At 69.8% G+C, this 15,164-nt stretch carries 13 protein-coding genes and 1 pseudogene; 12 read left to right on the plus strand and 2 right to left on the minus strand.

Annotated elements, in window-relative coordinates; translation table 11 throughout:
• The first annotated feature begins 2 nt into the window (after positions 1 to 2).
• From DK368_RS20895 to DK368_RS20905, 3 genes are all read left to right on the plus strand, one after another.
• Complete coding sequence (locus DK368_RS20895) at positions 3 to 1,178, plus strand: acetyl-CoA C-acetyltransferase (protein WP_114395912.1); 1,176 nt, start codon at positions 3 to 5, stop codon at positions 1,176 to 1,178.
• Between the two features lie 380 nt (positions 1,179 to 1,558).
• Entirely contained in the window at positions 1,559 to 3,598 is a 2,040-nt protein-coding gene (locus DK368_RS20900; RefSeq protein ID WP_114395913.1) for a methyl-accepting chemotaxis protein, read from the plus strand.
• 373 nt (positions 3,599 to 3,971) lie between these two features.
• Positions 3,972 to 4,904, plus strand: coding sequence for a cyclase family protein (locus DK368_RS20905; RefSeq protein WP_114395914.1), 933 nt, complete (start codon positions 3,972 to 3,974; stop codon positions 4,902 to 4,904).
• Positions 4,905 to 5,177: 273 nt separating this feature from the next.
• Here DK368_RS20905 and DK368_RS20910 read toward each other — a convergent pair whose 3' ends face one another.
• Positions 5,178 to 5,612 (minus strand): methylglyoxal synthase, encoded by a 435-nt coding sequence (locus tag DK368_RS20910; protein ID WP_114395915.1) that lies wholly within the window; start codon positions 5,610 to 5,612, stop codon positions 5,178 to 5,180.
• 169 nt (positions 5,613 to 5,781) lie between these two features.
• Positions 5,782 to 6,471 (minus strand): GntR family transcriptional regulator, encoded by a 690-nt coding sequence (locus DK368_RS20915; protein ID WP_205028339.1) that lies wholly within the window; start codon positions 6,469 to 6,471, stop codon positions 5,782 to 5,784.
• A 363-nt stretch (positions 6,472 to 6,834) separates the two neighbouring features.
• Between DK368_RS20915 and mdcA the strand changes: the two genes are divergently transcribed.
• The 9 genes and pseudogenes from mdcA to DK368_RS20960 form a co-directional block, all read left to right on the plus strand.
• Positions 6,835 to 8,490, plus strand: coding sequence for a malonate decarboxylase subunit alpha (mdcA, locus tag DK368_RS20920; protein WP_114395916.1), 1,656 nt, complete (start codon positions 6,835 to 6,837; stop codon positions 8,488 to 8,490).
• Between the two features lie 12 nt (positions 8,491 to 8,502).
• Positions 8,503 to 9,432 carry a triphosphoribosyl-dephospho-CoA synthase gene (locus DK368_RS20925; RefSeq protein WP_114395917.1) on the plus strand — a complete coding sequence of 310 codons (930 nt, stop codon included), beginning with the start codon at positions 8,503 to 8,505 and terminating at the stop codon, positions 9,430 to 9,432.
• Complete coding sequence (locus DK368_RS20930; protein ID WP_114395918.1) at positions 9,420 to 9,713, plus strand: malonate decarboxylase subunit delta; 294 nt, start codon at positions 9,420 to 9,422, stop codon at positions 9,711 to 9,713. The genes DK368_RS20925 and DK368_RS20930 overlap by 13 nt, the downstream gene beginning before the upstream one ends.
• A complete protein-coding gene (locus DK368_RS20935; RefSeq protein ID WP_114395919.1) occupies positions 9,710 to 10,582 on the plus strand; it encodes a biotin-independent malonate decarboxylase subunit beta in 873 nt (290 codons plus the stop codon). Before DK368_RS20930 ends, DK368_RS20935 begins: the two co-directional genes overlap by 4 nt.
• 2 nt (positions 10,583 to 10,584) lie before the next feature.
• Entirely contained in the window at positions 10,585 to 11,421 is an 837-nt protein-coding gene (mdcE, locus tag DK368_RS20940) for a biotin-independent malonate decarboxylase subunit gamma (RefSeq protein WP_114395920.1), read from the plus strand.
• Between the two features lie 186 nt (positions 11,422 to 11,607).
• Positions 11,608 to 12,549, plus strand: coding sequence for an AEC family transporter (locus tag DK368_RS20945; protein ID WP_205028341.1), 942 nt, complete (start codon positions 11,608 to 11,610; stop codon positions 12,547 to 12,549).
• Between the two features lie 24 nt (positions 12,550 to 12,573).
• Positions 12,574 to 13,272, plus strand: coding sequence for a malonate decarboxylase holo-ACP synthase (locus DK368_RS20950; protein ID WP_114395922.1), 699 nt, complete (start codon positions 12,574 to 12,576; stop codon positions 13,270 to 13,272).
• Entirely contained in the window at positions 13,269 to 14,198 is a 930-nt protein-coding gene (mdcH, locus tag DK368_RS20955) for a malonate decarboxylase subunit epsilon (protein ID WP_114395923.1), read from the plus strand. The genes DK368_RS20950 and mdcH overlap by 4 nt, the downstream gene beginning before the upstream one ends.
• Positions 14,199 to 14,303: 105 nt before the next feature.
• Positions 14,304 to 15,028 (plus strand): annotated as a pseudogene (locus DK368_RS20960) (IS630 family transposase); the annotation flags it as partial.
• Between the last annotated feature and the right edge of the window lie 136 nt (positions 15,029 to 15,164).

A 15,164-nucleotide genomic window follows, 5' to 3' on the forward strand; every position in this document is an offset into this window, starting at 1 on the left:
CCATGAAGGATATTGTCATCGCCGCCGCTGCGCGCACGCCGATCGGCGGGTTCAACGGGGCTCTGAGCAGCATCGCCGCCCATGATCTTGGGGCGCTGGTGATCCGCGAGGCGCTGTCGCGCGCCCGGACCGAGGCGGGCGAGGTTGACGAGGTGATCCTGGGCCAGGTGCTGACGGCGGCGCAGGGGCAGAACCCGGCGCGGCAGGCGGCGGTCAAGGCCGGCATACCGGTGTCGAAGAGCGCCTTCTGCATCAATCAGGTCTGCGGGTCGGGCCTGCGCACGGTGGCGCTGGGCTATCAGGCCATCCGCAACGGCGACGCCGCCATCATGGTGGTGGGCGGCCAGGAGAGCATGAGCCTGTCGCCGCACGCGCTGCATCTGCGCGCCGGGACCAAGATGGGCGGCGCCGAGCTGATCGACACCATGATCCGCGACGGGCTGTGGGACGCCTTCAACGGCTACCATATGGGCGTCACGGCCGAGAATGTGGCCCGGGCCTTCGGCCTCAGCCGCGAGGAGCAGGACGCCTTCGCCGCCGCCAGCCAGCAGAAGGCGGAAGCGGCGCAGAAGGCCGGCCGCTTCACCGACGAGATCGTCCCCGTCACCATCAAGGGCCGCAAGGGCGACGTGGTGGTGGACAGCGACGAGCATCCCAAGCACGGCACCACGGTGGAGACGCTGGCCAAGCTGCGCCCGGCCTTCGCCAAGGACGGCACGGTGACGGCCGGCAACGCCTCGGGCCTCAATGACGGCGCCGCCGCCCTGGTGCTGATGACGGCCGAGGATGCCGCCCGCCGCGGCATCACCCCGCTGGCCCGCATCGCCGCCTGGGCCACGGCCGGCGTCGATCCGGCGGTCATGGGCACCGGCCCGATCCCGGCCAGCCGGCTGGCGCTGAAGAAGGCCGGCTGGGGTGTCGACGATCTCGACCTGATCGAGGCCAACGAGGCCTTCGCCGCCCAGGCCCTGGCCGTCAACAAGGATCTGGGCTGGGATCCGGCCAGGGTCAATGTCAATGGCGGCGCCATCGCGCTCGGCCACCCCATCGGCGCCTCCGGCGCCCGCGTGCTGACCACCCTGCTGTTCGAAATGCAGAAGCGCGGCGCCAGAAAGGGCCTCACAACCCTCTGCATCGGCGGCGGCATGGGCGTCGCCCTCTGCGTCGAACGCGGCTGAGGCGGACAGGTCTGACGCAGGCAGGTCCGCGCCGGGCAGGTTTCCGGCAGACAGGACTGCGACAGACTGGGATGCGACAAACAGGGCAGAGCCGACCCCGGCCGATGCCCCCGGGACGGGGACTTCCCCCGTCCCGATTTCAAACCCGCCCGACCCCGGCCCCAGCCTAGGCCGCGGACCGGGGAGCCCACGCCCCGCTCCAGGTCGGACGGCGGCGGAAGGGGCAGTCCGCCGCACGGCTGACCCTTCCGCCCTCTTTTTTCCAGACGCCATGTCCATGCGGACGCCGGCCCGCCGTGAATGACCGGCAAACGGCGCCCCATCCAGAGGCCATTACCGAACCGCCGGATGGAGCGCCGACCTGTCCTCGGGGGAAGGCCATGTCCAGATTCAGTCTCCGGACCATCCTGCTGTCCGCCACCGTGCCCTGTCTGGTGTTCATGGTGGTGATGGCCGGCATCGTGTCCATCCGCACTGTCGGCGAGTATCACAAGCTGTCGCGCCTGCGCGAACTGGGGGCGCTGATGGCGGCCTCGGCCCAGCTGGCCGGAGTCAGCCTGCCCGGCGAGGGCACCACCTCCGTCGGCTATGCCGCCACCGGCGATGCCGCGGTGCGCAGCGCCCTGTCCCGCGCCCGCCAGGAGGTGGACGCCACGGGGGCGCGGTTCAAGGCGGCGGCCCAGGCCGCCGACCTCCCCGATGCCGAGGCCCGCGACGACATCGCCTTCGTCGTCCAGCGTCTCGACGGCATGCCGGGACTGCGGGCGCGGGTCGATCAGCGTCAGGTCGAGGTGGGCGATGTCATCGGCCATATGCAGCCGACCTCGCCCCGCCTGTTCGACCTCATCCAGCGCATCGGTATCGTCGCCGACACCAGCGAGATCGGCAATCTGGCCAGCGGCTTCCATGCCCTGCTGCAATATGTGGACGGCACCCATGTGGAGGAGACGGCCCTGGCCCAGGCCCTGGGCAGCGGCCGTCTGTCCCCGGCCGAGTCGGACGTGTTCCTGATGGGGCTGCATCTCCAGGACGCCTTCCAGCCCGGCGTCACCGTCTATGCCCCGCCGGCCATCAGCGATGCCCTGCGGACATTCCTGTCCGGTCCGGCGGCGGCCCGCATCGGCGAGATGCGCGGCTTCGTCCGGGGGCTGGCGACCGGAACCGCCACCGGCCCGGTGCAGCCGGTCTGGCAGGAGGCCCTGCGCCAGCGCGGCGAGGCCCTGACCGGCATGATCGGCCTCTATGAGCGTCTGCTGACCCAGACGGTGGAGGCGCGCGTCAGCGCGGCCCGGCAGCAGATGCTGCTGTGGGGAGCGGGGACGCTGCTGGCCATGCTGCTGGTCGGCCTGATCAGCCTGGGGTCCTTCCGCGCCGTGTCGCGGCTGCTGGGTACGCTGTCCGCCACCATGCGCCGGCTGGCCGAGAAGGATCTGGCCGTGGAGATCGGCGGAACCGGGCGTCCCGACGAGATCGGCGACATGGCCCGGGCCGTGGCCGTGTTCAAGGACAACGCCATCCGCGCCGAACAGCTGACGGCCGAGCGGGCGGCGACGCAGGCGGCACGGGAAGACCGTGCCCGCACCATCGATGACCTGACCGGCGCGTTCGAGACCACGGTCATGCAGGTGCTCGGCACCGTGACGGAGTCGGCCACCGGCCTGCGCGAGACGGCGACGGTCCTGACCACCGCCGCCGGTGCCGCGGCCGAGCGGGCCACCAGCGCTTCCGCCGCGGCCGAACAGACCACGGCCAACGTCCAGTCGGTGGCGTCGGCCACCGGCGAACTGTCGGCCTCCATCAGCGAGATCGCCCGCCAGGTCAGCGACGCCGCCCGCATCGCCGGGATCTCCTCGGAGCGGGCTGCCTATTCCAACGGGATGGTGCAGAACTTGGCCGGGGCCGCCGAACGCATCGGCGCCGTTGTCAACCTCATCAACGACATCGCCAGCCAGACCAACCTGCTGGCGCTCAATGCCACCATCGAGGCGGCCCGTGCCGGTGACGCCGGCAAGGGCTTCGCCGTGGTGGCCGGCGAGGTCAAGAGCCTGGCCACCCAGACGGCGCGCGCCACGGACGAGATCACACAGCAGATCGCCGCCGTGCAGGAGGAGACGCGGCGCACCGTCGCCGCCATCCAGGACATCGCCACCATCATCGAGCAGGTGCGCGAGATCTCCACCGGCATCTCCTCGGCCGTGGAGCAGCAGGGCGCGGCCACGGCGGAGATCGCCCGCAATGTGCAGGAGGCGGCCGACGGCACCCGTCAGGTCAGCGGCAACATTGCCGGTGTCTCCCAGGCCGCCGCCGCGGGGACGGAGGCCAGCCATTCGGTGCTGACGGCGGCCACCCGTCTGGCCGAGGATTCCGACCGGCTGCGCCGCGACGTGCATCAGTTCCTGGTCTCGGTCCGCGCCGTCTGACGCATCCGCTCGGTCCGGCCGCCCCCTCATCGTGGGGGGCGGGCCGGCGGCGGGAAATGATCCGGCCGCCATATCATTCCGGTTTCGCACCAATCCCCGGCTCGTAATGCGAAGCCGGGTTTTCCGGGCCATCGGGACACTCCCGGTGGCCCGGATGCGTTGTGCGCAGAGCTTCGCCGCCGTCACGCGACATTGCATCGCATGACAGTTCATCTGTACCGTGCTACGGTTTTTCCGGTTCCGGACACGCAGGACCGATCACCCGATCGGTGACCCCCGTCAGGTCCCCGTGGCCGGGTCCTGGAAACGCCCGTTGCCGGCGCCGGCATTTCAGCCGGTTCTGTCAATTGCCCAAATATTTTGGAGAAAAAACATGGGTAAGATGAAGTTTATCGATCTCAGCCACCCGTTTTTCGGTGACATGCCGCTGTGGCCGTACTTCCAGAAGCCCGAGATCGCGCCGATGCACAGCATGGCCAAGGGCGGGGTTCTGACCCAGACCCTGAAGATCACCATGCATACCGGCACCCATTGCGATGCCCCGCGCCACGTCATGGAGCGCATGTTTGACGGCCGCCGGGCGCTTTATTCCCATGAGCTGGAACTGGACGCCTATACCGGCGACGCCGTCTGCCTGGATGTGCGCACCCCGCGCTGGCGGCTGATCACCGCCAAGGATCTGGATGAAGCGCTGGAGCGCGCCGGCGTGAAGCCCGAGGAACTGAAGGGCATGGTGCTGTGCCTGCGCACCGGCATGCATCTGAAGTGGGACGACAGCAAGGAATACTACCATTACGCCACCGGCTGCGGCGTGGAGGCCGGCGAGTGGTTCGTGAAGCATCAGGTGAAGTGCGTGGCCATGGACCAGCAGGCGCTGGACCATCCGCTGCACACCTCCATCGGCAACAACGGCACCCGCATGAAGCTGGAAGGCTATTCCGGCAAGTCCGTCTGCGACGAGTTCATCGAGCAGTTCGGGATCGAGGCCTATGCCGAGTTCGACAAGGACGTCTATATCAAGATCCACGGCAAGGAGAAGTATGACGCCAAGTTCGGCAAGCTGGAGGCCATCGGCTGCTACGGCACCTGGGAGCCGTGCCACAAGCTGATGCTGGGCAACGGCATCGTCGGCGTCGAGAATCTCGGTGGCGACCTGGAGAAGGTGGTCAACAAGCGCTTCCGCTTCCTGGCCTTCCCGATCCGCTGGTACATGGGCGACGGCTCGATGATCCGCGCCGTGGCCGAGATCGACGAGGACGATATCAACCCGGTGCCGGACCGCACCTACACCTACGGCGCCATGTGATCCGGCACCATGTGATCGCGGCGGCGCAAACCGCCGCCGCGACAGTCATGTGACCGCCGGTCTGAAGCCGTCCATCATCACCACCGATGGACGGCGTCGCCCTGGCCTGCCGGCCGCCGGCCCTGGCGGCCGGCCCGCACCCCGGTGCGGACCGCCGGTGACGGCCGCTCCGTCCCCTTGTCGCGCAGGGCAGGGGAGGGGGCGGCCGTTTCCGTTCCGGCCCCCATTTCCGCCCCGTTTCCGCCCCGTTTCTGCCCGGGGTGGCGTCCCGGGTCAGAGCGGGCGCTGTTCGTAGCCGGTGAAGCTGGCCGGGCGGGGCTTGTAGCCATCGGTGAACAGGGGAGAGGCGATGATCATGTCCGCCGTCGCCTCGTTGCAGGCCATGGGCACATTGTAGAGCGTGGCCAGCCGTGTCAGGGCCTTGACGTCCACATCGTGGGGCTGGGCCGTCATGGCATCGACGAAGAACACCAGGAAGTCGATGCGCCCCTCGGCGATCATGGCACCGATCTGCTGGTCGCCGCCCAGCGGGCCGCTTTTCAGCATGGTCAGTTCCAGGTCCGGATGCACCTCGTGCACCATGCGCCCGGTGGTGCCGGTGGCCCAGAAGATCTGACCGTCCAGGGCGGCGATGTTGGCGGCCACCCAGCGGACCAGATCCTGCTTGCGCGCATCATGCGCGACGAGGGCGATACGTTTGCGCTCCATGGCGGTCCTTTCCACTCTGCCGCCGCCCGTGCGCCGGCTCAGATCCCAGGGATGCCCGGCCCGGCGGGGCTGCGCAACCGGGCATCGGGTCACGTCCTGTCCGCGCCGAACGTCAGCGCGCGGGGCCGGTCACCGGGCGGCCACCGCGGCTGCCCAGCGGCAGCGGGTCCTACCGCGCGGCGGCGCGCAGCAGGGCCATGAAGTCGCCGAAGCCGCTGCCCTGGACCTGCACATGATCGCGGGCCAGGGTGGCGGCCCGTTCCGCGTCGTTGGCCAGCAGGGCATCCTTCAGCGCGTCATGCTCCGTCAGCGACGAGGCGATGCGGTTGGGAAGGCGCAACTGCAGACGGCGATAGGGGCGCAGCCGCCGCAGCAGGGCCGTGGCCTGCTCTTCCAGGAAGCGGTTGTGGCTGGCCCGGTAGATGGCCAGATGGAAGTCCTCGTTGCGATGGTAGTAGGTGTCCGGGTCCAGCGCATCGGCAGTGCTGCAGCGGGCATGGGCCTCGGTGATGGCTGCCCGGTCCTCCGCCGTCAGCCGCCGGGCGGCCAGACGGGCGCAGCTGGCCTCCAACTCGGCCATGGTCTCGAACATGTCGAGGATGGCATGGGGATCGGGCTGCGGCACGATGGCGCCCCGGCGCGGCCGGATCTCGATCAGGCCGGCCGCCGCCAGCTGTTGCAGCGCCTCGCGCACCGGCGTGCGTGAGGCCCCGTACCGCTCCGCCAGTTCGGTCTCGTCCAGATGGGCCCCGGGGCTGATGGCGCCCGTGATGATGCCGTCCTCCAGCGCTTCGCGGATCGCCTCCGAGCGCCGGCGCGCTCCCCCGGCCATTTCCGTCTGCCCCTGCTTTGCGTCCATTCCCGTTCCCGCCTTCCAAAGCGCGGCCGCCCAAACCGCACCCGCCGATCCGCCTCTGTCAGGCCGGCCGGCCTGACCGTGCAGACCGCACGGACCCGGCCAGTTCCGATAGCTCGGCCCAACGCCCCGGCGCGCATCAAACCAAGGGTATGCCGGTCGGGCTATCAAAAAATGTGTACACGATTTGACGCAGATCAAGATGATGGATCGGACATCTTGTATACAAGAAAGCGCTTGTCGCACACATTCATCGGAGTCATGTGTTCTCCATGGCCGCCCGACCGGGGTGGCTGCTGCACGGGACGCCGTTCCGCCGGGCCGACGCCCCCCTCCCGTTCTCCCGGACGAACTGAGGATGCTGAAATGACTGTACAGGCCGCCGCGCACGCCGTGCGCCAGTGGACCACCATGCGGGACGAGAAGCTGCGCCGTCTGGCGTCGGTTTCGTCCTACGCCTCGGGCAAGGTTCTCGATGCGCGCCGCATCGTTCCCGCGCTGGAAACCCTGATCAAGCCGGGCGACCGTGTCGCCCTGGAAGGCAACAACCAGAAGCAGGCGGATTTCCTGTCCCGCTCCCTGGTCCAGGCCGACCCCGCCAAGCTGCACGACATCCACCTGCTGATCTCGACGCTGAGCCGCCGCGAGCATCTGGACCTGTTCGAGCGCGGCATCGCCCGCAAGGTGGACTTCTCCTTCGCCGGCCCGCAGAGCCTGCGCGTGGCCCAGCTGCTGGAAGACGGCAAGCTGGAGATCGGCGCCATCTATACCTACATCGAGCTGTATGCCCGCATGTTCGTGGATCTGACGCCGCAGGTGGCGCTGGTCTGCGGCGTCCAGGCCGACCGCCACGGCAACATCTATACCGGCCCCAATACCGAGGACACGCCGGCCATCGTCGAGGCCACGGCCTTCCGCCACGGCGTCGTCATCGCCCAGGTCAACGAGATCGTGGACGAGCTGCCGCGCGTCGACATCCCGGCCTCCTGGGTCGATTTCATCGTCGAGGCCGACAAGCCCTTCGCCGTGGAGCCGCTGTTCACCCGCGACCCCCGCCATATCGGCGAGCTGCAGGTGCTGATGGGCATGATGATCATCCGCGGCGTCTATGAACGCCATGGGGTCACTGCGCTGAACCACGGCATCGGCTTCGATACGGCGGCGGTGGAGCTGCTGCTGCCGACCTATGGCGAATCGCTGGGCCTGAAGGGCAAGATCTGCCGCAACTGGACCCTGAATCCGCACCCGACGCTGATCCCCGCCATCGAGAGCGGCTGGGTGGACAGCGTCCACTGCTTCGGCAGCGAGGTGGGCATGGAGGAATATATCCGCGCCCGCCCGGACATCTTCTTCGTCGGCAATGACGGCAGCCTGCGCTCCAACCGCGTGTTCTGCCAGCTGGCCGGCCAGTACGGCGTCGACCTGTTCATCGGCTCCACCCTGCAGATGGACCAGGACGCCAACTCTTCCACCGTGACGCTGGGCCGTCTGGCCGGCTTCGGCGGCGCGCCCAATATGGGCCACGATCCCCATGGCCGCCGCCACAGCAGCGATGCCTGGCTGAGCCTGATCACCGAGCAGAAGCCCATCACCCGCGGCAAGAAGCTGGTGGTGCAGACGCTGGAGACCTTCAAGGCGGGCGGTGAGCCGGCCTTCGTCGACAGCCTGGACGCCATCGAGGTCGGCCGGAAGAGTGGCATGGCCGTGGCCCCGGTGATGATCTATGGCGACGATGTCAGCCATGTGGTGACTGAGGAAGGCATCGCCTATGTCTACAAGGTGAACGGCGAGGAGCGCCGCGCCGCCATCGCCGCCATCGCCGGCGCCACCGAGATCGGGCGCCGCGCCAATCCCAAGCAGACGGCGGATCTTCGTGCCCGTGGCATCGTGGCGCTGCCGGAGGATCTGGGCGTCAGCCGCAAGCAGGCCAGCCGTTCGCTGCTGGCGGCCCGCAGCATCGACGATCTGGTCGCCTGGTCCGGCGGCCTCTACACCCCGCCGCCGCAGTTCCGCAGCTGGTAAGGGGGACGCATCATGCGTGTCCCCTGTCCAGCCTCCCTGCTGCCCCCGGCCTATGATCCCGACGGCCGGGGCGAGGTCCAGGCCCTGGCCGGCCGTCTGGCCGATCTGGCGGTCCAGGCCCTGATCGACGAGGCGGAGCTGACGCCCAAGCCGGCCCTGGTGGATGGCCGCGGCAGCGGCGCCCACCGCGATCTCAGCCTGGCCGCCATGCGGCGGTCGGCACGGGCACTGCGGCCGACCTTCCTGGCCATGGCCCAGGCAGCCGAGGGCCAGCCGGCCTCCCGCGCCCTGCGGGAAGAGCTGGCGGCCATCGGCCGGGCCGGCGAGCCGGCCATGCTGGCGGCCACCGGCGGCAGCAATGCCCATCGCGGCGCCATCTGGGCCCTGGGCCTGCTGCTGGCGGCCACGGCCCAGGGCCATGCCGCCAGCCCGGCGGAGATCGGGGCGCGGGCCGCGGCCATCGCCGCTTACTCCGACCGCTTCGTCCCCGCCGCCCCGTCCAACGGCCAGAGCGTGGCCGCCCGCTTCGGCGTGGCGGGCGCACGGGGCGAGGCCAAGGCCGGCTTCCCCCATGCCGTGCATGTGGCCCTGCCCACCCTGCGGCGGGTCCGGGCCGGCGGTGCCGGTGAAACCCATGCCCGCCTGGACGCGCTGATGGCGGTGATGGCGGTCATGGACGACACCTGCGTCCTGCACCGCGGCGGGCTGCCGGCCCTGAGGGCCGCCATGGCCGGGGCCCGGGTCGTGCTGGATGCCGGCGGAACGGCAACGCCGGACGGCTGGGCCGCCCTGGCCCGGCTGCACGACACGCTGATGCGCCTCAACGCTTCTCCCGGCGGGGCCGCCGACATGCTGGCGGCCGCCCTCTTCCTCGACAGGGTCACCTGCCCCGCCGCCGCAGGGTCCTGCCCCTTGATGGAGACCGATCCATGGAAATCCTGAACTACGACTATCCCGACGCCACGGCCCCCCTGGCCAAGCGGGTGCATGTGGGCGTCGTCGGCTCCGGCGATCTGGAAGTGCTGATGGAGCCTTCGCCCGACGGCAAGGCGCATGTGGTCATCACCACCAGCGTCAACGGCTACGGCCAGATCTGGAAGAACGTCATCGACCGCTTCTTCACCCGCTTCGACCGGGCCGCCACCATCGAGATCAACGATTTCGGCGCCACGCCCGGCATGGTCGCGCTGCGCCTGGAACAGGCCGTGGAGGTCAGCAAATGAGCAGCCCCGTCAACGCCCCGGCCCAGGACTGGCAGAAGTTCCTGGCCCGCAAGAGCTTCATCGAGCTGAGCGCCCAGGACCGGGCCACGGCCCTGCTGGACGCCGGCAGCGGCCGGGTCATCCTCGGCCCGTTCGACCGGCTGAAATCGCCCTGGCTGCCGCAGCAGGGCATCGTCGCCCAGGCCGATGACGGCGTCGTGCTGGTGCGCGGCACCATCGACAGGCAGCCTGCCGTGGTCGCGGCCATCGAAAGCGACTTCCAGGGCGGCAGCATGGGCGAGGTCGCCGGCGCCAAGATCGCCGGTGCCCTGGAGATGACCCTGGCCGACCATCGCAAGGGCATTCCCACCCGGCCGGTGATCCTGTTCGAGACCGGCGGCGTGCGCCTGCAGGAGGCCAATCTGGGTCTGGCGGTGATCGCCGAGATCCACGCCGCCATCGTGGCCCTGCGGCCGCATGTGCCGGTGGTCGGCGTCATCGCCGGCATGGTCGGCTGCTTCGGCGGCATGTCGCTGGCCGCCTCCCTGTGCAGCCATCTGGTCGCCACCAAGCAGGCCCGTCTGGGCATGAACGGCCCGGAAGTGATCGAGCAGGAAGCCGGCATCCAGGAGCTGGACGCCTCCGACAAGCGCACGATCTGGAGCCTGATCGGCGGCGAGCAGCGCTTCGCCATCGGTCAGGTGGATGCGCTGGTCGAGGATGATGCCGACGCCATCGCCGCCGCCGTGCGCGCCGCCTTCGCCGCCGGCGTGCCGGCCACCCCGCGCAGCGCCCGCGTCGACGAGTATCTGGCCAAGCTGGCCGCCTTTGATCCGACCCAGGCCCCGGACCCGAAAGCCCTGCGCGCCGCCTGGGGGAAAGGAGCATGATCATGAGCACCACAGCCTCTTCCGACAGCCGCGGCCGTGCCTGGCTGAACGCCCTGACCGGCGGGGCCGGCGTGCCGGCCTCTGGCAAGAATTCGGTGCTGTACGTCGATGCGCCGCTGGGCGCCGACACCGCCCGCTTCATCGCCGTGGTGCCGGACCCGGACAACCGCTTTCCCCGGGCCCGCAAGGGCGAGGTCGGGCTGGAGCAGGGGTGGACGCTGGCCAGGCTGGTGCGCGACACCATCGCCGCCGATACCGACGGCCACCGCCGCCCCATCGTCGCCGTGGTCGATGTGACCAGCCAGGCCTATGGCAAGCGCGAGGAGATGCTGGGCATCCATCTGGCCTGCGCGGCCGCGGCCGACGCCTATGCCCAGGCCCGTCTGGCCGGCCATCCGGTCATCGCCCTGCTGGTGGGCAAGTGCATGTCCGGTGCCTTCCTGGCCCATGGCTACCAGGCCAACCGGCTGGTGGCCCTGGACGACCCCGGCGTGCTGGTCCACGCCATGGGCAAGCAGGCCGCCGCCCGCATCACCAGGCGCCCGGTCAGCGAGCTGGACGAGATGGGCGACAAGATCCCGCCCATGTCCTACGACATCCGCAACTACGCCAAGCTCGGCATGCTGCATGCGCTGATCTCCGGCGTGACGGCCGCGGCGCCGACGCCGGCCGATGCGGGCAAGGTGGCCGCCGTTCTGGCCGATGCCGTGGCCGATGTCCGCGCCTCGGGCAGACGCGACCTGTCCAACCGGCTCGCCTCGCCGCAGGCGCAGCAGCTGCGCGCCGCCTCCATCGAGGTGCGGCGGCGGCTGGCCGAACAGTGGCACGCCGCCGTCTGACGGCGTGACGCGCAGGGCCGGTGCCAGGGGCACCACAGGGCACCGGCTATCCCCGACCGCAACGGGGCCTGTCCATCGCCGGGGGCGGCCACGCTCCCGGCTCCCCGGCGCACTGTCTTTCTTCGTCAATCAATTGGAGTCTTCCTCAGACGGAACTGATGAAGACGGGAGTGATCGAAAATGTACATGATGATCGCGTCCGCCTTGGTCCCTGTGTTCTTTGTCATGGCGCTGGGCTATTTCGCTGGCAAGCGTGGCATCGTCGACAATGTGAATATCAAGTCGTTGAACATGTTCCTGATGATGTTCGCGCTGCCGGCCGCGCTGTTCACGGCCATCGCCAGCACACCGCGCGACGTCATCGTCCAGAACGCCTCGCTGATGGGCGTGCTGGCCATCTCGCTGCTGGTCGTCTTCGTCGTCATGGCCCTGGTCCAGTACAAGCTGTTCAAGCTGGGCCAGGCCGACGGGGCCGTGCAGACCCTGACCGTCTCCTTCCCGAACTTCGCGTCCATCGGCCTGCCGCTGCTGGTGGGCATGTACGGCAACCAGGCCGCCCTGCCGGTGGCCATCGCCATCGCCACGGGGTCCGTCACCATCTCGCCGCTGACGCTGACCCTGCTGGAACTGTCGAAGAACAAGGGGGACGAGGGCGGCTCCAAGGTGGCCCAGTTCCTGGGCGCGCTGCGCAAGTCGGTGTCGAAGCCGATCTTCATCGCCCCGATGCTGGCCGTGATCCTGGCCCTGTCCGGGTTCCAGATCCCGGTCATCGCCAGCAAGTCCCTGAGCCTGATCGGCCAGGCCACGGCCGGCGCCGGTCTGTTCCTGACGGGACTGATCCTGTCGGCCCAGCCCTTCCGCATCAATGGCAACGTCATCCTGGGCGTGTTCCTGAAGAATATCGCCCAGCCGCTGCTGGCCGCCGGCGTGGTGCGCCTGCTGCAGGTGCCGCAGCCGATGGCGGCCCAGGTCGTGCTGCTGATCGGCATCCCGGCCGGCTTCTTCGGCCTGGTCTTCGGCGCCGGCTACGGGTCGCGTCCGGCGGTCGCCGGGTCCACCCTGGTCGCCTCCTCGCTGTTCAGCATCGTCAGCCTGGCCGTGGCCATCGCCCTGGTGGCGCCGCAGTAACGGCATCCGTGGGAGCCGTCGCCCATGTCCCCCGATCGTCCGCCGCCCCGGTCCGCCTGCCCGTCCGCCTTCCGGCCGCATGATCTGCTGCGCCTCGCCGCGATCGATGCCCTGATCGGCACCGGCCCCATGCCGGCCACCATGCCCGGCTGGGTGCGGCCGGCCCTGGCCGCCGCGCCCTGGGTGGTGGTGCGGCGGGCACCGGCCCCGGATGGGCACATCGCCGTGGGGGTGCGGGGGACGGCGCGTGACGAGCGGTGGGCAGCCTGGCTGCCCACCCGTGCCGTTTGCGAACAGTGCCCGCCGGAAGCCGTGGCCGACCGCTACGACCGGCTGCCGGCGCCGCGCCGGGCGGCGCTGCCGGCCCTGGCGGCCGTGCCGCGGCTGGCAGCCTTGCTGATCCGGCTGGGGCTGCGTGGCGGCCCCACCGGCAGCGTCGGCTTCGAGCTGGCGAGCGGCCGGCCCACGGCCACGCCCGGCAGCGACCTGGACGCCGTCGTCCGTGCCGACACGCCGCTGGACCGCGCCGTGGCCGCCGTCCTGGCGGCCGGGATTGGCGCCCTGCCGGTACGCTGCGACCTGCTGCTGGAGACGCCCAACGGCGCCGTGGCGCTGGCCGAATATGCCCGTGGCCCCGGACCGGTGGCCCTGCGCGGACCCCGCGGTCCGCGGCTGGTGGCCGATCCCTGGGCCCCTTCGCCGTATGAGGAGACAAGGCCATGACCACCTTCCTGTGCCCGGGCCAGGGCGCCCAGACCCAAGGCTTCCTGCATGAGCTGCCGCCGCTGCCGGTGGTGGCGGAGACGCTGGACCAGGCCAGCCGCGTGCTGGGCGAGGATGTGCGGCTGCTGGACAGTGCCGCGCGGCTGGAGTCCACCCTGGCCGTGCAGCTGACCGCGCTGGTGGCCGGCGTGGCCATGAGCCGGACCCTGGCCACCCGTGACGTCCTGCCCGACGCCGTGGCCGGCCTGTCGGTGGGATCGTTCACCGCCGCCGTCATCGCCGGGGCGCTGGACTTCGACGATGCCGTGGCGCTGGTCCGCCTGCGTGCCACGCTGATGGAGCAGGCCTATCCCACGGGCTACGGCATGGCCGCTTTCGGCGGCTTCAACCAGCGCCGCCTGGCCCAGCTGGCGGCCTCCCAGGCCACGGAGGCGGAACCGCTGTATCTGGCCAACTTCAATGCCCCGACCGAGATCGTGGTGACCGGTGCCGTGGCCGCCCTGGACCGGCTGGTGCAGGCGGCGCGGGCGGCCGGTGCCGCGCGCGCGCAGCGGCTGGCCGTCAGCGTGCCGTCGCATTGCCCGCTTCTGGCCGGCGTGTCGGCCCGGCTGTCCGAGGCCCTTGCCGGCATCCCCATCCGGGCACCGCGCCTGACCTATGTCGGCAACCGGCGGGCGCGGGTGCTGCGGGATGCGCCGGCCGTGGTGGAGGAACTGGCGACCAATGTCTGCAACCCCGTGCTCTGGCACGACAGCACCACCCTGCTGTATGAGCTGGGCGAAACCCTCTTCATCGAGATGCCGCCGGGCACGACCCTGACCGGCCTGGCCAGCACGGCCTTTCCCGACGCCCAGGCCCGCTGCACCACCCGCACGCCGCTGGACACGCTGGCCTATCTGGTGCGGCACCGGCAGACGGCGGGGTGATGCGGCTGATTGTCAATCAGCCACGGAATCTGCCCCCTGTCGGCGTCCAAAGTTACCCTCCCGGCGGTCGGCGCCGCCGCGGATGCAGCCGCGGGCGATGGCGATCGCAAGATGGCCAGGACGGTCGGCATCAGCCTGCGCGCCGTACAGCGCATCTGGGAGGCCAATCGCTTTCAGCCCCATCGCCTGCGCACCTTCAAGCGCTCCACCGATCCGGCCTTTGCCGCCAAGACAGCGTCGGCCTCTATATGGACCCGCCGTGCCACGCGGTGGTGCTGTCCATCGACGAGAAGAGCCAGATCCAGGCGCTCGACCGCACCCAACCCGGCGTGCCGTTGCAGCCCGGCAAGTGCGGGACGATGACGCACGATTACAAGCGCAACGGCACCACCACGCTGTTCGCCGCGCTGAACACCCTGGACGGCAGCGTGGTCGGCCGCTGCCTGCCCAAGCACACCCACAAGGAGGTCATCAGGTTCCTCAACGCCATCGAGCGCGTGGTGCCGGTCGGCAAAGTGATCCACGCCATCGTCGACAATTACGCCACCCACAAGCGTCCCAAGGTCCTGGAGGGGCTGGCCGATCACCCGCGTTGGGTCTTCCACTTCACGCCGACCTCGGCCTCCCGGATCAACGCCGTCGAGGGCTTCTTCTCCATCATCACCCGCCGCAGCATCTGGCGCGGCGTGTTCAAGTCCGTGGCCGATCTCCAGGACGCCATCACCCGCTACATCCGCGAGCATAACAGGGTATCCAAGCCCTTCGTCTGGACCAAGCCCGCCGGCACCATCCTCGCCAAGATCGCCCGGCTCCCTGCACTTTCTGAATGAGTCAGTGCACTAGAGCGTTTTCCTTTCAATCGAGGTCATATCCCGCAGCGGCAAAGTAGTTTTGGCATTCAGTTGGGGTGAAGGCATCGATGCTGGTGGCGATGGCCTGCCAAAGGTCCTCCTTGGTTCTGGCTGC

This window comes from Oleisolibacter albus (assembly GCF_003336875.1).
Lineage (GTDB): Bacteria > Pseudomonadota > Alphaproteobacteria > Azospirillales > Azospirillaceae > Niveispirillum > Niveispirillum album.